Origin of the sequence: Pseudomonas fluorescens HK44 (assembly GCF_000217955.3) — a bacterium.
Classification (GTDB): domain Bacteria; phylum Pseudomonadota; class Gammaproteobacteria; order Pseudomonadales; family Pseudomonadaceae; genus Aquipseudomonas; species Aquipseudomonas fluorescens_AQ.
In genome coordinates this window covers 31,630-51,983 of record NZ_AFOY02000017.1, presented here as the reverse complement: position 1 = coordinate 51,983, position 20,354 = coordinate 31,630, and the positions used below count along the sequence as shown (strand labels likewise).

The 20,354-nt window shown below is 57.0% G+C and carries 10 protein-coding genes and 2 pseudogenes; 4 read left to right on the top strand and 8 right to left on the bottom strand.

The features are described 5' to 3' along the window. Positions 1-213: 213 nt before the first annotated feature. Entirely contained in the window at positions 214-1,632 is a 1,419-nt protein-coding gene (locus HK44_RS20995; protein ID WP_019693409.1) for an amino acid permease, read from the bottom strand. Positions 1,633-2,116: 484 nt separating this feature from the next. On the opposite strand from HK44_RS20995, the gene HK44_RS20990 reads away from it, so the two are divergent. From HK44_RS20990 to HK44_RS30320, 3 genes and pseudogenes are all read left to right on the top strand, one after another. After that, positions 2,117-2,575, top strand: coding sequence for an REP-associated tyrosine transposase (locus HK44_RS20990; protein ID WP_019693410.1), 459 nt, complete (start codon positions 2,117-2,119; stop codon positions 2,573-2,575). A 269-nt stretch (positions 2,576-2,844) separates the two neighbouring features. Beyond that, positions 2,845-5,991: a transglycosylase domain-containing protein gene (locus HK44_RS20985; protein WP_019693411.1), complete on the top strand. Its 3,147-nt coding sequence runs from the start codon at positions 2,845-2,847 to the stop codon at positions 5,989-5,991. A gap of 166 nt (positions 5,992-6,157) precedes the next feature. Further along, a pseudogene (locus HK44_RS30320) lies at positions 6,158-7,207 on the top strand (dermonecrotic toxin domain-containing protein); the annotation flags it as partial. A gap of 3,267 nt (positions 7,208-10,474) precedes the next feature. Here HK44_RS30320 and HK44_RS30200 read toward each other — a convergent pair. Continuing rightward, positions 10,475-11,906, bottom strand: a pseudogene (locus tag HK44_RS30200) (IS1182 family transposase). Positions 11,907-11,920: 14 nt separating this feature from the next. Between HK44_RS30200 and HK44_RS20970 the strand changes: the two are divergent. Continuing rightward, positions 11,921-12,889, top strand: coding sequence for an NEL-type E3 ubiquitin ligase domain-containing protein (locus HK44_RS20970; RefSeq protein WP_080690666.1), 969 nt, complete (start codon positions 11,921-11,923; stop codon positions 12,887-12,889). Between the two features lie 71 nt (positions 12,890-12,960). Here HK44_RS20970 and HK44_RS20965 read toward each other — a convergent pair whose 3' ends face one another. The 6 genes from HK44_RS20965 to HK44_RS20940 form a co-directional block, all read right to left on the bottom strand. Continuing rightward, the gene (locus tag HK44_RS20965; protein ID WP_019693413.1) at positions 12,961-14,223 is read right to left on the bottom strand and encodes a hypothetical protein; all 1,263 of its coding nucleotides are present in this window, start codon (positions 14,221-14,223) and stop codon (positions 12,961-12,963) included. Next, entirely contained in the window at positions 14,220-14,717 is a 498-nt protein-coding gene (locus HK44_RS20960; protein ID WP_019693414.1) for a CS1 type fimbrial major subunit, read from the bottom strand. Before HK44_RS20960 ends, HK44_RS20965 begins: the two co-directional genes overlap by 4 nt. 15 nt (positions 14,718-14,732) lie before the next feature. Further along, positions 14,733-15,473 carry a p pilus assembly chaperone gene (locus HK44_RS20955; protein WP_019693415.1) on the bottom strand — a complete coding sequence of 247 codons (741 nt, stop codon included), beginning with the start codon at positions 15,471-15,473 and terminating at the stop codon, positions 14,733-14,735. 43 nt (positions 15,474-15,516) lie between these two features. After that, positions 15,517-16,782: a hypothetical protein gene (locus HK44_RS20950; protein ID WP_019693416.1), complete on the bottom strand. Its 1,266-nt coding sequence runs from the start codon at positions 16,780-16,782 to the stop codon at positions 15,517-15,519. 34 nt (positions 16,783-16,816) lie between these two features. After that, positions 16,817-19,339 carry a CS1-pili formation C-terminal domain-containing protein gene (locus HK44_RS20945; protein WP_024265107.1) on the bottom strand — a complete coding sequence of 841 codons (2,523 nt, stop codon included), beginning with the start codon at positions 19,337-19,339 and terminating at the stop codon, positions 16,817-16,819. Positions 19,340-19,448: 109 nt separating this feature from the next. Then, on the bottom strand, positions 19,449-19,934 hold the full coding sequence (locus tag HK44_RS20940; protein ID WP_019693418.1) for a CS1 type fimbrial major subunit: 486 nt from the start codon (positions 19,932-19,934) through the stop codon (positions 19,449-19,451). Positions 19,935-20,354 lie beyond the last annotated feature (420 nt).

The following is a 20,354-nucleotide window of genomic DNA, read 5'->3' as shown; positions in this document are numbered from 1 at the left end:
GCGCACATCTGTGGCGAGGGAGCTTGCTCCCGCTCGGGGGCGAAGCCGCCGCAGAACAGATAAACACGATTTACCTGACAGACCGCAGGTTTGGGAGTGCTACGCACTCCAGCGCGAGCAAGCTCGCTCGCCACAGGTAAATCGCGTTGTCCCAACCGAAAAGAGAAAGCCCTGATCTTGCGACCGGGGCTTTTTCTTTACTGCGCTAGCCGCTTACGCCGCCGCGCGCACCGCACCTTGCGGGACGTTGGTCGGTTGCAGCTTGAACACATAAAACAGCACCGTCAGCAGCACCAGGAACGCAGGTCCCACGTACAGCGCGACGCGGGTGTCCGGGAAGTAGGCCATCAGGCCAACCACCAACACCAGGAACGCCAGCGCCAGGTAGGAGCTCACCGGGTACAGCCACATGCGGTACTTGAGACCGGCACGTTCAGCCGGGGTCAGACCTTTGCGGAATTTGAGCTGCGCCAGCAGGATCATCACCCAGGTCCAGATCGCACCGAAGGTCGCGATGGCGGTGACCCAGACAAAGACTTTTTCCGGCACCAGGTAGTTGAGCAACACGCCCAGCAGCAGCGCGCCGATCGACAGCAACAAGGCGCGACGCGGTACACCGTTCGAGGTTTTGGCGAAACCGGCCGGGGCCTGGCCATTCTGCGCCAGGCTATAAAGCATGCGCCCGGTGCTGAAGATGCCGCCGTTGCACGACGACAGCGCGGCGGTAATCACCACGAAGTTGATGATGCCGGCAGCGGTCTTGATGCCCAGGCGCTCGAAGGTCATCACAAACGGACTGCCCTGAGTGCCGATTTCGTTCCACGGGTAGATCGACAGAATCACGAACAGCGCGCCGACGTAGAACAGCAGGATGCGCCAGAACACCGAGCCGATGGCATTCGGAATAGTCTTCTGCGGGTTTTTCGCTTCACCGGCCGTCAGGCCGATCATCTCGACACCCAGGTAGGCGAACATCACCATTTGCAGGGACATCAATACGCCCTGCACGCCATTGGGCATGAAACCGCCATGGCTCCACAGGTTGGAAATCCCCAGCGCAACACCATTGTTGCCGAAACCGAATGCGATCACACCGATACCGCCGATCACCATCGCAATGATGGTGACGATCTTGATCAGGGCGAACCAGAACTCGAACTCACCGAAGGCCTTGACCGCGATCAGGTTGATCGAGCCCATGCTCACCAACGCCGCCAGCGCCCAGATCCAGCGCGGCACATCGGGGAACCAGATGCCCATGTACACCGCCACCGCGGTAATTTCCGCGACGCAGGTCACCAGCCACAGGAACCAGTAGTTCCAGCCCGTGAGAAAGCCTGCCAACGGGCCGAGATAATCTTGCGCATAACGACTGAACGAGCCGGCAACCGGGTTGTGCACCGCCATTTCGCCAAGAGCGCGCATGATCACCAGGATCGCCAGACCACCGATGATGTAAGACAGCATGATTGCCGGGCCGGCCATTTCGATGGCCTTGGCGGAACCGAGGAACAGACCGACACCGATACAGGCGCCGAGCGCCATCAAGCGAATATGCCGTTCACCGAGTTCGCGTTTGAGCGGGCCGCCCTGAGCGGTCTCGCCGTGGGGCAGGTGATTGCCAACGGTCATAGGGGTACAACCTCATCTTGTTATTGGATATGACCACCGAGTGTCGAAGTACAGACCGATAAGCCTGAACTTCCTGAAACCGGATCCACTTCATGGGTAGATCCGTCTTGCAGGACAAAACCTGCAAGATCAGCGGGGCGTGCAGTATAAAAAGCTCAGCGCAGGGCTTTTCACTATATAAACGACAAGATTCAGCGGGAACTCTCGGCGAAAGTCGCATTTATGGAGGGGCATTACCTGGGATTCAGCCGTGAACTCGCCAGCGAAGCAGCACCGAGTATTGCACAGCAATGGTGCAGCGCCAGGCCCCTACCTGAGCCGTATTTACCGGCTTGATGGCTCTAGCCCAATACTCTCAGACAACCCCTATCCCCTGTGGCGAGGACTTCAGTGTTTTCGGACTTTTCACTCAGCAGTGGAAGCTTCGACTCTATGGCTAGGCAGCTAAGGTCAATTGATACCCCAGACCCAAGGACGCAATGGAATGCATCCCCGCCCAAACTCTCATTGTCTACGCCGTGGCAGGTACTCCGAAACAGGACGGGCCTATATGATCACAACCGTCGTTCACAAGCGGTGCCCGCTCTTCTCCGACTGGCGTATAGGCCGATTGCTGGTAACAGAAATGAAACGGGCTCATGAAAAAGATCAAGTCAACTCTCTGGCCTGGGTCGTCATGCCCGATCATTTCCACTGGTTGCTTGAGTTGAAGCAAGGCACCCTGCCTCAGGTAATGCAATCAATCAAATCTCGTAGCACGCTCACTATAAACAGAGCGGTCAATGGCTCAGGAGCCTTCTGGCAAAGCGGCTACCACGACAGAGCAATACGCGACGGTGAAGACCTGCGCCCTTTCGCCCGATACATCGTCGCCAACCCATTACGGGCAGGGTTGGTGGAAAACATCGGAGATTATCCGCTCTGGGATGCAAGCTGGCTCTGACCACATCATTAGAGCAGTACCTGCCTCTGTGGCGAGGGAGCTTGCTCCCGCTCGGTGGCGAAGCCGCCGTAAACCATTTGAATGCGACTCACCTGACAAACCGCGCTTGCAGGTTTGGGACTGCTTCGCACTCCAGCGGGAGCAAGCTCCCTCGCCACGGTCAGTGATGGGTTCGCGTTTTTTTTGCTTTCACAAATTTTTCACCGGTTCCAACCAGCGTCTAAGCTTCAGACAAGTCCGATCAATCTGCGTAAATGGATCAATCGACTATGGGCGCTTTGTGGCAATCCGATTCGAGTAAAACTGTGGAACCGACTGATCGCGTGGAAGAAGCGCCTTTACCGAAAAAACCTCGCCGTCGTCGTTATGGCTGGCGGCTGTTCTGGTTACTGTTATTGATTATTCTGGTTGCGCTCGGTTGGGCAGCCTCCAAGGAAATGCGCAGCTCGAAACTGCAATCGCGCGAATTCAGCCAGTTTGCTGCATCGCTGAGTTACTCGATGCAACCGGGGCCCAGCGATTCGATTTTCTATCCGGGTGCCGGGCCTTTCGACAAGCGCCTGGGCTACAGTTCTCTGGGTGAGTTTTTGCCACGCTTGCTCAAGCGTGGCTACATGATCTCCGCGCAAACCCGTTTCTCACCGAAACTGTTCAACTACAGCGAAAAAGGCTTCTTCGTGCCCTACGCGGAGAAAATCCAGGCCGGTTTATCCATTACCGACTGCCGCGCCTTGCCGTTGTATCAGTACAACTATCCGCAGCAGCTGTATTCGAGCTTTGCCGCGATCCCGCCGCTGGTGGTGCACAGCCTGCTGTTCATCGAGAACCGCGACCTGCTCGACCCCAAACAACCCCTGGCAAACCCCGCCGTGGACTGGCCGCGTTTTGGCAAGGCGGCCTGGTCGCAAATCGCCAAACTGCTGCACCTGCCCGGTCAGACTGCCGGTGGCAGCACCCTGGCCACTCAGCTGGAAAAATACCGCCACTCACCCGATGGCCTCACCGTGTCGGGCAGCGAGAAAATCCGTCAGATGATTTCCGCCAGCGTGCGCGCTTATCAAGATGGCCCGCAAACCCTCGCGGCTCGTCAAAACATCGTGCGCGATTACCTCAACAGCGTGCCGCTGTCGGCGGTGCCTGGTCATGGTGAAGTGCATGGCATGGCCGAAGGGTTGCGCGTGTGGTACGGCGCCGACTTCAATCAGGTCAATAGAGCCCTGACGAGTGTTGCCAGTGACCCGTTGAGTCTGTCTCAACGCGGTCTGGCCCTGCGTCAGGTACTGTCGCTGATGATCGCCCAGCGCCGGCCTTCACACTACTTGGCCAATGGCCGTGACGAACTGGCAGACCTCACTGACAGCCACATCCGCCTGCTCGCACAAAACGCTGTGATCGACGACCCGCTGGCCGCTGCCGCACTGGCCAGCAAGGTGACCTACCGCGACTGGCAACAACAGCCGACCATTCAGCCGATCGAATCCAACAAGGGCATCAGTGTGGCGCGCAGCCGACTGGCCGCCCTGCTCAATCGCCCTTTGTATGACCTCGATCGCCTTGACCTGTCGGCCACCAGCACCTTGCAGTACGACTTGCAAACCAAGGCCACCGAGTACCTCAAGCATCTGGCCGACCCGACCTACGCGGCGCAACTGGGCCTGCTTGGCGAACACTTGCTGACCCCTTCCAGCACGACTCAAGTGCGTTACAGCTTCACCCTGTTCGAGCGGACCCCCGATGGCTCGCGGGTGCGGGTGCAGACCGACAGCACCGATCAGCCCTTCGACATCAACGAAGGCAGCAAACTGGAACTGGGCTCCACCGCCAAACTGCGGGTGTTGACCTCCTACCTGCAAATCATCTCCGAACTGCACGACCGTTATGGCGACCAGCCACCGGCCGTGCTGAAAAAAACCGCGGTCCCCGAGCAGGACGTGATTAGCCGCTGGGCCGTTGATTACCTGATCCAGAACACTGACCGCAGCCTGCCGAAAATGCTCGATGCGGCGCTCAACCGTACGTATTCGGCCAACCCCGGCGAATCATTTTTCACGGGCGGCGGTCTGCACACCTTTCACAACTTCCGCAAGGAAGACAACGGCCGCAGCCCGACCCTGCGCGACGCGCTGCGTGAGTCGATCAACCTGCCGTTCATTCGCCTGATGCGCGACCTGGTGCGCTACAGCACTTACTCGGGGCCCAACAGCAGCGGCCAGTTGCTCAGTGACGATGACAACCCACGGCGCCAGGAATATCTGGCGCAATTCGCCGACCATGAAGGCACCGCGTTTTTACTGCGCTTCTGGAAGAAGTACCAGAAGAAGGACACCCAGGCTCGCCTCGAGACCTTCCTCGACAGCATGCACCCGACGGCGATTCGCCTGGCTGCGGTGCACCGTTACCTGCTGCCCGAGGCCAGTCAGGAAAGCTTCAACAGCTTTGTGCGTGCACACCTGAAAACGGCCAAGAACACCGAAAAGAATATCGACAGAACCGCCGGCAAACTCAACGAAAAACTCACTGACGAGCGCCTGGAAAAACTCTATAAAACCTACGGGCCGGGTGCCTTTGACCTGCCCGACCAAGGCTTTATCGCCAAGGTCCACCCACTGGACCTGTGGTTGATGGGCTACTTGCTGAACCACCCCGACGCCAAGTTCAGCCAGATCGTCAAAGCCAGTGAATTCGAGCGTCAGGAAGTCTACAGCTGGCTGTTCAAGAGCCGGCACAAGAGCGCTCGCGACAGCCGCATCCGGACCATGCTGGAGATCGAAGCCTTCCTCGACATTCACCAGCGCTGGCAGAAAGTCGGCTACCCGTTCGACCACCTGGTGCCGTCACTGGCCACCGCCATCGGCAGCTCCGGCGATCGGCCAGCGGCTCTGGCAGAGCTGATCGGGACGATCCTCAACGATGGCGTGCGGATGCCGACCCTGCGCATCGACAGCCTGCATTTCGCCGCCGGCACGCCGTATGAAACGACGGTGATCAATGACCCGGACAAAGGCAAACGCGTGATGCCGTCCGAAGTGGCAACGGCGATGCGTGAAGCGTTGTCGCAAGTGGTGGATGCCGGGACCGCCAAACGGGTCGCCGGCACCTTCAAACTGCCAAATGGCACTCCGCTGGCCATGGGCGGCAAGACCGGCACCGGTGACAACCGCATTGAAGCCTTCGGTTCCGGCGGACGGGTGCTGAGCTCGAAATCGATCAACCGCACCGCCACGTTCGTGTTCTACATTGGCGAGCATCACTTCGGCACCCTGACCGCCTTCGTACCTGGCGCCTCGGCCGAATCCTTTAAATTCACCTCGGCGTTGCCGGTACAGGTACTTAAAGGCATGGCACCGATTCTCACACCGTATCTGCAACCGGGGAGCAACACGCTGTGTCTGCCTGCCAACGTAGCGCAGCGTTGATATAACGGAGCACTAAAAGAAGGTAGTAATTAGTTATTTTCGGCATTGCAAATTTCAATGCCTTATCCGCGCGAACGCCTGTTTAACAGTTGAATTTCAGACTTTTACTTTGAGCCCCGGAGGTTAGGCTGATGCCTCCGATAACGACTCAAGGTTTATTAAAAGCATGTCTGACTTACAAGGAAGTATCTCTGCTCGCCAGTCACTGGAGGCAAGCGATAATAAAGGCCGCCATTACGACTTCATCAAGAGCCGGATCCACCCCGCCTTCAAGAACACTTCATTGCAAAGGGTTCGGGAACTTGGTCTCACAAGAACACCGACTGCGCAATGGATAACCACAGCCACAGACTTCGATCACACGCTGTTACAAGAGGCCAACCTTAAACTCTGGTCCTCGCAGAACAAGGTGGACCGGTTTATTGACAAATTACAAAACATTTATGAGTTCGCCGAACCGTTACTCACCCATGCGCTGATGAAACAGTTCGGTGTCGATGCCAATGTCAGAACCACTTATTTGCACCTCTACTTACCCAAGGAAAGCCCTTGGTATGTCATCAACACGTCCGCAGGCGTTGTCACCCGAACCGTCTCGCTGCTGGACGCCGCCTTACACAACTTCGCGCGTACTGAAACCTGTGAGCCAGACTCCGACTTCATCAGCCAGCCCGATGCTCGCGGGCACTTCGACATCCTGGCGATCAAACGCAAAATGTCCATCGCCCAGTTCCAGGCCCTGTGCCGCGAACTGGACATTGGCGCGCGCTATACCCAATACCTTGAAGAACAGTTGCTGCCCAGTGACGGCCTCGCACAGGGCTTTTTGAAACTCAACATTGTCGAGAGCGAGAAAGCCGCCTTTAAAGCGGCCGCGCAACAGGCGGTAATGACCGGCGACATCGATTCCGATGCCCGCGACCTGATCCTGATGATGCTCGACGGCCAGCGCAACCTCACCCGCAAAGGCCGGGTGATGCAGTTCGCTGAACTGTCCATCCTGGACAACCTCCTGACCGGAATCGTGTTGATTACACCGAGCCCGGAACAAAAAATCCGCGACGTTACGCCAGTGATCGCTTATGTCCCGCAGGACCCTGAGCATCCACTGAAAGAGTACCCGTCAACCGTCGCTTTCATGAATGAACTGACTCGCCAACTGCGCGACAACGACGTCATATCGTCCACTGGAATGACTTACCAGCAGTACTTCAGCCGGTTCGTCGATCAGCAAGAGCGAGGGCATTTTTTCGCAGGGTTGCAACAACGCCTGTTCGAGGTGAAATGGCATCAGAAAGAACCGCTGGACCAGAGTCCTAGCTGGCAGGAAGTCCCGGTCACCAAGCCCAATCTGCATTTCAGCACCACACCGATCCCTGGCAAATTCTGGGAGTACCTCTATCAGCAAAAACTGAACAAGGTCCTCAATGACGCCCGACACATCGCCGTGTCCACCGCCGATACCGATCGCAACGCCCGTTGGGCCTGGTGGGACAATTTCAAAAAAATAGTCTCGGACCTCTTCAACGTCGCGCTGATGGTCGCCACCCCCTTCGTCCCGGGCCTGGGCGAATTGATGATGGCCTACACCGCGTATCAGATCGCCAACGACGTCATCGAATCCATCGTCGACCTGGCAGAAGGCCTGTGGATCGAAGCCGCCGAGCATATCGTGGGTGTGGTGACCGACGTTGTTCAACTGGCGGCATTTGCGGCGGGCGTGCAGATTGGCCAGCTCGCTCGCTTGAAGCTCTCGCCGTTGATCGAAGGCATGAAACCAGTGGAACTGCCCAACGGCCAGCCCCGCCTGTGGCACCCCGACCTCAAACCTTACGAACTGCCGGATTACACGTTACCGGCCAACTCCAGGCCTGACGCGTTGGGTATTCACTCCCACGAAGGCCAGGACATTTTGCCGCTGGATGAAAAACATTACGCCGTGCAGCAAGACCCGAAAACGGGCAGCTATCGCGTCAAGCATCCACACCGTTCCAACACCTATTCACCGCAGTTGAAACACAACGGTCTCGGTGCCTGGACCCACGAAGGCGAAAATCCGCGCGCGTGGGAGAACCCGACACTGATGCGTCGTCTCGGCCACTCCGTGGACGGTTTCAGCGATGCAGAACTCGACCACGTTCGCCTCGCCAGCGGCACCGAAGACGGTGCGTTGCGCCGGATATACGTCGACAATACGGCCCCGCCACCATTACTGGACGACAGCCTCAAACGCTTGAACATCCAGCGCCAGACCCGGCAAGCCATTGAACGAATTCGAACAGGCCTGCCTCTGGACTCATCTTCTTACTGGTTTGAACCGCTGGCGACTTATCTGGATGGCTGGCCTTCGGATAAAGCCCTGAAGGTCTATGAAAACGCCGACATGACCGGTCGGTTCCGCCAGTACGGCAATGCCGACGCAAGCGACGAGCAAACACTTTCCACCAGTCTGGCTCACATCATGAGCGACCGGTTTGCGCCAAGCCTGGTCGAGTTCCTCAGCGAAGAAGAGCTGCAAGCCGTGCTCGGTGGGCCAATCGCCAAAAACAATCGGGTGCAAGCGCTGCGAAATCGTCTGGCGGACGAAGCAAACCGCCTGAATGCCGATATCGTCAATCAGCTTTATCAGGGGGCAGAAGCGTCCGACGATCCGCGGGTCCGGCTCATTCGCCAGGCATTTCCGCAACTGCCGTCCCGGGCGGCACAGACGTTGTTGAACAGTAGCGAGGGTGCAGACCTCGAGCGCATGACTCAGGAGCAACGCCTACCGTTGAGCCTCAAGATCCGCGCGCGTGAAGCGGCCTTCGAAGCACGGACCAACCATGCGTACGAAGGCTTTCACGATGGGGCGCAGTGGGTGCCCGAAACCGAACGCCTGGTACTGAACGCGCTCAGGATTCATACCGATACGTTCGCGCAATTGCGCATCGAGGTTCGCGAAGGCAGCGATGCCGGACCACTGCGCGGCAGTGTGGGTGCGCAGGACGCGTCGACGGTCCGGATACTGGTCAAGGATGACATGAACCGATTCGAAGTCTGGGACGCCGAAAACCACAAACTGCATGAAGCCGCTGACTTTTTCGAAGCCGTGCTCAAGGCCTTGCCGAAAAACCAACAAGCGCAATTGGGTTATCGGCCTGGCCAGGGTGCATTTTTCAAGCAATGGGTGATGGTCAAGACCGAGACGCCCGCCGAACGCCGCACCGCGCTCGCCGCACCGCCGATCCGTCCGTTGGCTGACCATGAAGACATGCTGCTGTTACGCGGTCCCGGCTTTTCCATCACAGCAGCCACGCTCACCGAACGGGTGCAGGACCTGTACCCCCACTTCAACGACAGGGAGGTCAATACCTTCGTTCGATCCCTGGGCTCGCAAGAGCAAGGGCATCAGACACTGACGAGACTGGACCGTGAACTGGATGACCTTCGCGTGTTGCTCCATCGGTGGCGATACCAGCAACCTGATACGTGGGGTCCGGATCGTCAGGGGTTCGTGAATGGTGGCGGTCTGCACATTTGCGAACGGCTCGTCGATTGTTTTAAAAGAAAACCCACTGTCTTCGGCGAACGCAGTACCACCGTCGACGGCGGCTATGCGCTGGATCTGTCAACAGAGTTCGATGTTCTTGATCTCGAACGCTGGTGGAAAGAGCTGCCGGATATCAAGCACTACCTCGATCAGGTCAGTACCTTGAACCTGGACCGCACGACCTTTTCCGCAACCTCTACGGGGCTGTTGAAGGACTTCCCCCATCTTCGGCAACTGAGTGCCAGGAGTTGCGGACTGACGCAGCTGCCTGAGGATATTGGCAAGATGCACTATCTTCGAACGTTGCGTCTGATGAACAACGACATCACGTTGACACCCTCGGCTGTCGAACATCTGAAAAACCTGACCCATATGGAAACGCTCAGGCTCGATGACAACCCGCAATTGACGAGGTTACCGAACGTTGAACGCATGCCCAAGCTGAGCATCCTGAGTTTGAGCAACACGGGCGCAACCACGTGGCCCGACGGCCTCTTCGCGCCCGTCAGCAAGCGTCGACCGCGTGGTTTTTTTCTGGATCTGCAGGAGAACCCGATCAGTAAAATTCCGACCGTCGTACCCGGCTCGGAGGATGCATTCATCGTGGCGCGAACCCGTTTGTACGAAAGAAATCTTTCAGAGGTAAATCTGGTCATTTTCAAAGAGTATCGGCGCTCGGTCGGCATTTCTCCCAAGCAGCTCTATACCGACGCCGCTACCGATGCGATGGCCCAATGGCCAATGAACGACGACTCTCAATGGTGGAGTGCCGAGGTCTCCGGGCTGGGCACTTTCCGGCCCAGAGTGTGTAAAAACGCTTTCGTATATCGAGTGCGTCAACCAGGCGTTCCTGGGCGATGCGATTGCCCAAGCGTTTTCCGTGATAGCATTACTGACGTTCCAAAGCGGTTATGTAGCGGTTTAGCGCCTTCTGGGGCTGAGAAAACCGAGACTTTACGCCCTCATCGCCTTCAGCAAGCTTGCTGTACCGATAATGCTCATAACCCGCTTCATGTTGTAGGCGAGTACATTCAGACTCATCTCCGCGCTTACCCCGACCAGTTTGCGCGTCAGGAAATGCGTTGAGCCCATCCATTGTTTGAGCGTCCCGAAGGGATGCTCAACTGTCCTTTTTCGGATTCGCATCATGTCCGGTGCATGGTTCAACCGACGCTGCATTTCCTCCAGCACCGCTTCATGTTCCCAGCGTCTTACTCGACGATTTTTGCTCGGTGTGCACTGCGTTTTCAGCGCGCAGCCCTGGCATTTCGAACTCCAATAACAGTGCATATTCATGCCTTTCTCAATACTGGAGAAGCGCCAGGGCAGCGCCTCTCCCGCCGGACAGATGTATTCGTTTTTCGTCGCGTCATAAACGAAAGCATCTTGTTGAATCGACCATCCGCCTTGGCGCTTGAAGTCATCGGCTTTGGCACGTAGGCAGTGATGTCCGCGTCGTGACAGGCAAGGATTTCTTCACTCTTGAAGTAACCTCGGTCAGCTACCACCGCCAGCGTTTCTGACGCCATGGCATCGCGAGCCTGCTTCGCCATCGAGCTGAGTTGATCGCGGTCGGAACCGAAGTTGGTGACCTCATGAGCAACGATCAAATGGTTCTGGGTATCAACCGCTGTTTGCACGTTGTAGCCGACGATTCCCGTGCCGCGCGTCATCATGGAGCGGGCGTCTGGATCGGTCAGTGAGACCTGTTTATCCGGCGATTCGTTGAGCTGGATTTCTATCGCTTGAAGCTCTTTCATTTGCGTCTTCAGCTTGGCGATTTTCTCTTCCAGCCGCACGGCGTTGGGCTCGGAGGCTGTTGGTTCTTGCCGATCGGCAGCATCGAGTGCCGTCAGATAACGGTTGATGCTCGATTCAATTTCTTCCATTCGCCGCTTCAGTTTGGCGCTGGTGAAATTGCGGTCGCGGTTGTTGACTGCTTTGAATTTACTGCCGTCGATGGCGACCAGATTTTCTCCAAACAGTCCCAACTGCTGACACAGCACAACGAACTGGCGACAGACGCCTCGGATGGCCTTGCTGTTGTCTTTTCGGAAGCTGGCGATGGTCTTGAAATCCGGCATCAAAACGCCCCGTCAACCACATCAGCTCGACGTTGCGCTGGGCTTCTCGCTCCAAACGGCGGCTCGACTGGATGCGGTTGAGATAGCCGTAGATGTAGATCTTCAGCAGGATCGCAGGGTGATAAGCAGGCCGGCCAGTATCAGCTGGAATGGCACTTTCAAAAACCCAGATTGACCAGGTCGAGTTCGTCGACAAAGACGTCGACTATGCGCACCGGATTGGTATCGCATACGTAGTCGTCGAGGCTCTCGGGGAGTAAGGTGCCTTGGCCTCGATGTTCACCTTGGATAAAGCGCTTCATGGGCGATCCCTGCAATGAAATCCACAGAAATCATAGCAAGGGTTCGCGAAGGTGTTTTTACACACTCTGGGCAGGAAGCCTGGCACGACTTGATGACCGAGCCGGGCTCTGCAGGTTTTTTCTCCTTGATCCAGAAACAGACGCTCTCGGCCGATTACCGGGCCGGCGGGGAAATGCGCAGACAGCTCAGCAGCCGGGTATGGCGAATGATCGAGGCCATTGATCTGGACAGCGAGTTGCGCAAGGAACTGTTCGAGATGGCGACAGCGCCTACCACCTGCGCTGATGCAGGGGCCCAGGTGTTCAATCATATGGGCATCAAGGTGCTCGCATCCGAAGCCTATGCCTTGTCGACGTCAGGCGCGATCCTTGAAAGCCGACTGGTCAACCTGGCCAAAGGCGCCGCTCGTCTCGCGCGGGTGGATGACATTGCACGTGCCGATTTCGGCAGCCGGCCGGGTAATCCCGATGAGGTTGAGGTGTACCTCGCCTATGAGAGCGGTCTGGCGCAACGCCTCGATTTGCCGTGGCAATCGGAGATCATGTTGCATCGACGAGTGGCTGGCGTGAGCGCAGAAACTCTCGACACGGCCTTCAACACGGTGATGTCGATGGAAGCCGGCGATGGCTTGATCAACGACATGCTCGAGCAACCCTTCTGGGAGAAATACCTGCGCAACACCTACCCGATCGAATTCAGGCGCAATGCCCGACAGTACGAAAACAAGACCGACCTGCTGGATGAGTTGCGCGAAGCTCAACACGCCTGGGCCCGTTCCAAAGGCAGGCAGATTGCTCAACGACGGGCACTCAAACAGCGCGTCCAGGACCTCGCCCGGCACTTTAACGTCGACGACAGCGTTGTACTCACCGATGAGGACATGACTGATGAGGCCTATGGCAGGTTGTTGAACGACATCGGCTACGAGGAGAAGCAGTTGAGCAGGCGATTGACGCGTGAGGCGTTGCACAAGGCCGTATAGAAGTAACCCGCCCTGAAGGCTCGCAGACCCGCTTTCAGGGCTTTACAGGCAAACCGGTTCGCACCTCACGGTTATCCCACTTCGGAGTCCCAGATCACCGTGACACTCCCGGAATAGTTGGCCGCCTCGCCGGGTTTCAACATGTAGTCCACGTAAGCGCGTGCAATCTCGAAGTGCAAAACACCTGGAGCCCGATCCACATAAAACCCGGGTTTGAATGCTTGCGCATTCACCTCACCCACTTGCAACGGATGACGTTTGACCGGTTGCCCGCTGACGTCCGTCAAGCCGTTGGGCAGGCTGACACTGAGTTGCACCGTGGCTGCGCGTTGTGAAACCGGATCACGAATCATGCAATCGAACAGCCCCGGAATCTGGCACTCCACGAACATCTTGAAACGACTCGACGCCGAAATATTGAACGTCTGATCGCGAAACAGCCGCGTTGGCTTGCGCCCCTGAGTCAGCCAGGCCTGCCATCCCCCCTGAGGGACCAGTTCGACGCGATTGCCACCGGGTGGAATCTCGACCTTGAGCGTATGCCGAACATCCAGAGAGAAGTTGAGGGTCAGTTGGTTGTCACTTGGAATCATGACATCGCCCATATCAAAATCCTGATGAGGGCCGACCGTATAGTTAATAGAACCGGTGTATTTACCCGCCACCATGTTCAGCGGGTCAGGTGTTCGCAGTTCATAAGCGAAAACGAAATACCGATACCGAAAGGACATCGGAATATCGAAAAGCGCCTTTTTGCTGCACACGCCCGCCCCCTCCGGGACTCTCCAGAAGCTGTTATAGCCATATTCGCCGCCAGTGGCCCAACCGACGCCTTGACAAGGTGCAGGCGCATATAACCAACTCCCACCTTCCCACAGCTGGTGCCAATCCCCTCCGTTGGTTAATGCGCTCACAGAGCGGGGAAGTTGCGCTTCGTGACCAATACCTCCAATCCGTATGGAAAGAGTTTTTGAATCACCCGACTCATGAGTCACGCGAACGTCCCTCCATTCCGAGGGAACCCTGGCCATTCCGCCTTGGCGAGGGTCTGTATGATTGGCCAGGATCGGCGCATTGGCGGTGAATGGAATAGACGCAACCAAACTGAAAAGCCCATAGGGTTTACACGCCTGCGGGACCTGACGACAGAAACCCTCAGAGGGTGTTTTATTGACGAATTCATTTTTTTGCGGCTTCGCCGAGTCGGGCTCGAACACCGCCTCAATGTCCAGCACCACCGCTTGCGCCTGCATTGCAAACACAGCGCACACCAGACTGCTCAATACACAGCCACTCAGTGTCCGGGCCAGTCGCCCGCTCAAAAAGCTCATCATTTCGGTAACACCGCATTAAAAATCATATTGACGCTGCCAAAGTAATTGCCGGGTTTATAAACCCCATCGACGGGCGGCACGGGTATGACTTCCAGCAAAACACGTTTGCCCACGGCGGCATCGCTCAGGGAAACCACTTCGCTGCTTTCCAGCTCGCTCAATAACGTGCCGTTGAACAGAACACGCAAGCCAATGTCATGGGCATCGGTGCCGTTGGACAGATAAGGCCTGCCTTCAAGCCGGGCCTTGATCGAACCGGCTTCATTCTTGACATCGAAATACTTGCGCAAGCCGCCCAAGGTCGACGTCACCAGATTCCACGGCAGTTGCTGCTCACGATGTATCCAGCCAGAGTCCGCCGGAATGACGTAGAACGCCTGGCTCGGGACCGTCACGAACACCTCGAAGTGATGCACCTCGCGGGCTGCAAACGCCGAAGTACATGCCCACAGGGCAACAGCCGACAAAGGCACGACAGTCAGTTTTTTGAACATGCTCATCACCTGGCGTTATCCCTTCACGTCGAGTTTTTTGCTGTTCTCGCCTTCAACCAGAGTGAAGCGGTATTCGCGACCGGCCTGTTTCTCGAACTGAAAGGTCCGGCCCGCGAGGATGTGATGCTTGGTCGTCGGCTGGCAGTCCTGCTCGTTCTTGACCGCGCAATCCTTGAACTCGTCGATCACCACCACGCTGTTGCCGTTGTTGCGAATCCGGTAGTTGCGCGCGTCGTTCTCGATCGCGCTGTCGAAGCGGGTTTCCTTGGGACGCACGAAAAATACCGTGCCGTACCCGGCCAGCACATTGACCCCGGCAGACAGGCCTTTCTTGTATTCTTCACGGTCTTCGCTGGAGACGGCGAACTCGTCTTCCTTCTCCGGAACCACCGGTACGAAACGCACCCGGAAATACCGCTCTTTCTCACGCTCGCCCATATACAACAGGCGCGTGCCCTGCATGCCATTGGCCGGCACGATCAATCGGGCCGGGCTGGCCATCAAGCCATCACGCGCGGTCGCGTCGGCCTGGGTTTTGAGCGGTTCTTCCCGTGCGCTGCCATCGGCGTCATAAATAATTTCGAGAATATTGACCTTGACGAACGCGGTGCTGTCACCTCCGTTGAACACGCGTTTCAAGTAAGTACTTTTGTCCCCGTCCAGATAGTCATACACGGTCCCGACATTGATGCTCGGGCCGGCGTGAGCCGTCTGGGTAAATAAGCAAAAACCAAATAATGCCACCAGGCGTTTCATAGTCCTGTCCCTCCTTGAATGAATGCCGCAATGCTGCGACGCACTAAACCTCTGAATCCCAGATAACCGTCACACTTCCCGAGTACTGCCGTTGTGATTCGGGACGAATCATCTCTGCCACTTCGCTTGAAGGAATTTCGAAGTGCAGGGTTCCCGGTTTACGGTCGACATAAACGCCCGGCTGGAACATTTTGGTAGTACTGCCATCACGCAGTAACTGCCGACGACTGACAGACTGTCCGCCCGCATCGGTCAAGCCAGGGGGAAGACTGACGCTGACGTTCAGCGGTACGACATGACCGGTCACCGGCTCGCGCAATGAACAGGTCTTGCCGTCCTGGGTGTATTCACACTCCAGATTCATCTTGAAGCGCGAACTGGCCGAGATATTGAAAGTCTGGTCGCGGAACAGACGCGTGGGTTTACGGCCCTGTTGCAACCAGGCTTGCCAGCCGCCTTGTGGCACCAGCTCGACCCGATTGCCACCGGGGGGAATCTCGACTTTGAGGGTGTGTTCGACAGTCAGGGTGAAGTCGAGCTGGATGATTGCGTCCGCGGGCACGACGATGTCGCCCAGGTCAAAGTCGCCACCAGGGCCGATCGAATAGACCTGCTTCCCCACATAGACGCCCGTGGACATCTTCAGCGGATCCGGTGTGCGCAGTTGGTAGGTAAAATCCAGAGCGCGGTAGCCAAACGCGGGAATGAGAAATTTGGCCTGCTTGCCACACACCGCTTCTTCTGGGGTCAGCCAGAAGAATTGGAAACCGGTCAAGCCGTAATAGCTTGGAGGGCCGATTGCCACGCACGGCCTCGGCGCAACTCGCCAGTCGCTTCCCCACAATGCCGCATGCGCCCTGACAAAATCCGGCTCCCCTGTCAGCTCCAACGCGCTGTGGCTGAGCGTGTAAACACCGCCCATCCCGGCAATGCGCACCTCGACCGTGGCCGGTTCACCGGTCTCGCGGTTCAACACTGGCAACGTTCGCCAGGCGGCTGGCGTCTTGATCATCGCGCCTTTTCGTACGTCTTCGTGGTTGGGCTGGACAGCACCGTGGAATCCAACACTCGCGTGAGAGCGCAAACTGAAAATGCCGTGAGTATTGCAGATGGCAGGGTAAGACTGACAAAACCCTACATTGGGCGTGGTATTCCTGAACTCGTTTTTCTGCGGGTTGCTCGGGTCAGGGTTGAAACTGGCCGTGATCGGAAGCACGACTGCGACGGCCTGGAGGCTTGACGCAACCAGACAGGCCCCTATGAAAAGAGCCACTACCGTGCGCCATGGGAAAGCAGTCGAAACATTCATCGCGTCATGGACTCCAGAGATTGAGCAACACACATCAACCGGCGCTCTGCACGGCATCGCCAACATCGGCCAGCGTGTCTGGGCTGCAGCGCAAATCCCCGATCATCAACACATTGTTTTCAGTACGCCCACGGCTCGGGTCCAGCCGGAACTGACACAGCAACTGATTGCCATGCCGCACTTCGAGGGTCGGTGAACCAGCGTTCATTTCCATCGAGAAGAAGCCGTCCACTTCACTGACCCCACGGCTGGCGTGGTTGATGATGTGATGGCCCTTGAGTGGATTGCCCGTGGGGTCAACCAGACGCCCAAGGACGGTGAGGGTTTTCATCACGCGGATCTTGCGATAGTCCACGCCGCCCTTGTTCAGGTGATAACTGGAGCGCGCCGGTTGAATCGTCGCTGCCGGTACATCGGTGCCTTCGAAGTCGAAGCTCACCGAACTGCTCTTGTACGCGGTGATCGGAATGAAATTTCGACCCGGATGCAGACGGGCGCTGCCGCCGCTGAGGTCATCGGCGCGCAGGGCGATTTGATCGAGATCGGACTCCACATCGACGATCATCCCTGCCCCGCTGCCCTGCTGCTGGTTGGTCATGACCAAGTGCTTGCCGCTGGTGGCAATCGTGCTGTCCAGGTTCAAGCCGCCGGTCAAGTTGTTACTGAAAGACGAGCGCTGAACGAACGCATCGCCATTGACTACCTCCGTACTGAAACTGGTGGTACCGGACAGACCGAGACCGTAAGTGTCGGACATCGCGGTGGCCGATACGCTCTGCAGCACATGGTCTTGCAGGTCTTTGCGGTAGGTCAGCGAGGCATTGTTGTCGCGTCCGCCCTCACGAGAAGTGCGTGAGCCGATGCTGCCGGACCACTGCTCACCGGGGCTGCCGAGCGCCAGGCTGAGCGTCAGGTCGACCCCGCGATTGCGCGAGTCGCCACTGCTGACGCTTCCGGGTCGGTCAAACAGCGAAAAACGCCAGTTGGCATCGTTGCCGAACAGAGTGCTGCGTTGGGTCCAGCCCAGATCCAGCCCCATCCCTTCAACGTTGCCCTCGCTATGCGAGACCCGCGCATTGACCGAGCTTTTGCTGGTAACGCGGTGGTTGAGCGCCACTGACGAATTGCTGGTCTGGCCGACAAACACATTGCGTTGGCGCACCCGCGTACCGTCGGGCAAGGTTTCAAAGATGTCGGTGGTGTCGAGCCAACTGCGGTTATGACTCAGGAACAGGCTGCCGGCGCCATAGTTGTACATCGTCTGCACATCAAGACCGGTGCCGTGGTCCTTGGTCTGATAGACATTGGCGAACAGGCTGACGTTGTTGGCCAGCGTCCAGTCAATCGACGAACCGTATTGCATCGTCTCTCGAACCTGACGCCCGGAAACCCCGAGAATCACCCGCGGGTGCAGCAAGTAATTGAGCGCGGCGCCAGCGGTCATTTCACCGGAGGCCTGATCCTGCCAGTTACTCCACAGTTTGCTTTCCTGACCGGCGAACAGGTTGTAGCGCCAGCGCTCATCGTGGTTACGCCAGTTGCTGGGCTTGTACACCAGCTCCTGGGTGGTCGAGGTGATCTGACCGTCTTCGATCAGACGCACTTCTACTTCGTAGATACCACCGGGCAATGGCCGGGTATCCAGCGTCTGTAACCCCGCGTCCACCGGCTGGGTGTTGATCATCAGCCCATTGCGGTAGATCTCCACCGAAGCCAGGCGATTGGCGGTGACATAAATCGGGTACACCGCAGGTTTCGGGTTGTCGATCGCCAGACTGTCAGAGCTGCCGTACATCACCCCCACCGCCGTGTCGGGGCTGGCGCCGAACGAACGTGGCTGGCGGCTCAGGCCTTCGGAATTGGGCATGAAATAGCCCAGACGCAGGAAGCTGCCTTGCAACTCACGCTGACTGTAGAGCTCGTGTACGGCGTGGTACAGCTGATCGTCCGGACCGCCCAGACGAGCCAGTTGCATGTTGAAACTCTGTGTCCAGTTGCCCAGGCTGCTGCTGGTTTCCAGGCCATAACGGCCACCAAGGTCCTGATCCTGACCGCCATTGAGGTTCAATTGATTACGCAGGATCAAGCCAGTGCTGCCGCCTTCGGGCAGGTTGTAATACTGCTGCACCTGATCGTCCCGTTCGGCGTTCTCCGTGAGAATCGACACCAGCGAGTTTTCGAGGCTGTAGTGCACGGCCAACAGTTGTTCGGGGCAGTTGGCCTGGCAGGCGCCCAGCGCCACGCCTTGTTTCAGATGGTTGGCCCAGATATCACGCTCGCTGGGCTTGATGGTGCTGTCGCTGACATCATTGAAGTCAACTAAGGTGATTCGATCGTCGCGGGTCAACACGACCATCGCCTCACCGAGAAACTGTTGATCAAGTTCCACGCGCACCGCCAGCGGCACATCAAAGAAGTGCTCTTCGAACTCGCTCGGTAAACCCTTGGCTTGCGCAAGTAAACTTCGGGGTGTGTGGCCGTTGTCCGCTGGCGCGGCCAGGGCGGTTGCACAAAAACATAGGGCAAGCGCCGTCGCGATGGGAGTCATCGGGAACATGAACGGGATACTCTGAAGATAAATGCGTTGAAACCCGATCGACAGGCAGTGATTACCCATCGACCGGTAAGTGTTAACGAATAAGGCTGAGCCTTAAGTCATGACTGACTTAGATGCGCGGAACGGCATCGAAGATCACGACTGGATTGGCCGTGTAAAGACCTGTCTGACCGTTAGCAGGCGGGCCGGCAGTAATCACCAGATCAGCCCGCATGCCCCCGTTGGATGCGGCATCGCTGACCACTTCTTTGGAAGAAGCGGTCAAGGTTACGCCGTTGAAGGTGTAGTACAGCGGAATGTTGTTGATGCCGTTGTACAGGGGTTGCGGACCACCTTCCACGTAAGCATTGACCGAACCGAGAGTGTGGCGGATATCGTAAGTCGCACGCAGCGGGCTCAAGGTCTCAGATACCACGTTCCAGGCCATTTTTTCATCTTTACCGAAGTCAGGATTCACCGGTTGGGCGTGGAATACTTCGGTGGGGATATTAGCGCTGATGTTGATGGACGAACGCGCTTCTTCCGCAGCGAACGCCATCGAAGAGCTCAGGGCCAGGAGGGTCATCGGAACGGCGATTGCAAGCTTCTTGAACATTATTAAGTACCTGTCTATTTCAAAGGATTGGGCCGAGAAAAGTCTTGAAATGCGAATACCACTCAATACAACGATGGCGATTTCGCTTAACTTTCGACGCCAGAGAATGATCGTCAAATCCGTTGAGAAAGTAAGTACGCAACTTCCTAAGAACAGGTAGTAACAACGACTTTAGAGCCGTAGGATAAAAGTCAAAAAAGTACTAACAGCACTTCTTTATCCCCCAGAGAAATACTACACACAGCTCTAACTAAAAAAGCACACAGATAAAAACCAACCCAACCTCTGTAAGACCGGTACTACTTAACTCCCGGCACTCGGTTAATGATCAGCAGATTAACTTTACAATTAGTTCAATTACTCTAAAAAAGCAATCAACTCATCACTCATTGCGCGTGGTCTTTAAGCGGCGCCGCAGTC

Bases quoted from the DNA above. Each gene is read 5' to 3' on its own strand.
- HK44_RS20995 (WP_019693409.1), bottom strand. From the start codon at position 1,632: ATGACCGTTGGCAATCACCTGCCCCACGGCGAGACCGCTCAGGGCGGC.
- HK44_RS20990 (WP_019693410.1), top strand. From the start codon at position 2,117: ATGCATCCCCGCCCAAACTCTCATTGTCTACGCCGTGGCAGGTACTCC.
- HK44_RS20985 (WP_019693411.1), top strand. From the start codon at position 2,845: ATGGGCGCTTTGTGGCAATCCGATTCGAGTAAAACTGTGGAACCGACT.
- HK44_RS20970 (WP_080690666.1), top strand. From the start codon at position 11,921: ATGAAATCCACAGAAATCATAGCAAGGGTTCGCGAAGGTGTTTTTACA.
- HK44_RS20965 (WP_019693413.1), bottom strand. From the start codon at position 14,223: ATGATGAGCTTTTTGAGCGGGCGACTGGCCCGGACACTGAGTGGCTGT.
- HK44_RS20960 (WP_019693414.1), bottom strand. From the start codon at position 14,717: ATGTTCAAAAAACTGACTGTCGTGCCTTTGTCGGCTGTTGCCCTGTGG.
- HK44_RS20955 (WP_019693415.1), bottom strand. From the start codon at position 15,473: ATGAAACGCCTGGTGGCATTATTTGGTTTTTGCTTATTTACCCAGACG.
- HK44_RS20950 (WP_019693416.1), bottom strand. From the start codon at position 16,782: ATGAATGTTTCGACTGCTTTCCCATGGCGCACGGTAGTGGCTCTTTTC.
- HK44_RS20945 (WP_024265107.1), bottom strand. From the start codon at position 19,339: ATGTTCCCGATGACTCCCATCGCGACGGCGCTTGCCCTATGTTTTTGT.
- HK44_RS20940 (WP_019693418.1), bottom strand. From the start codon at position 19,934: ATGTTCAAGAAGCTTGCAATCGCCGTTCCGATGACCCTCCTGGCCCTG.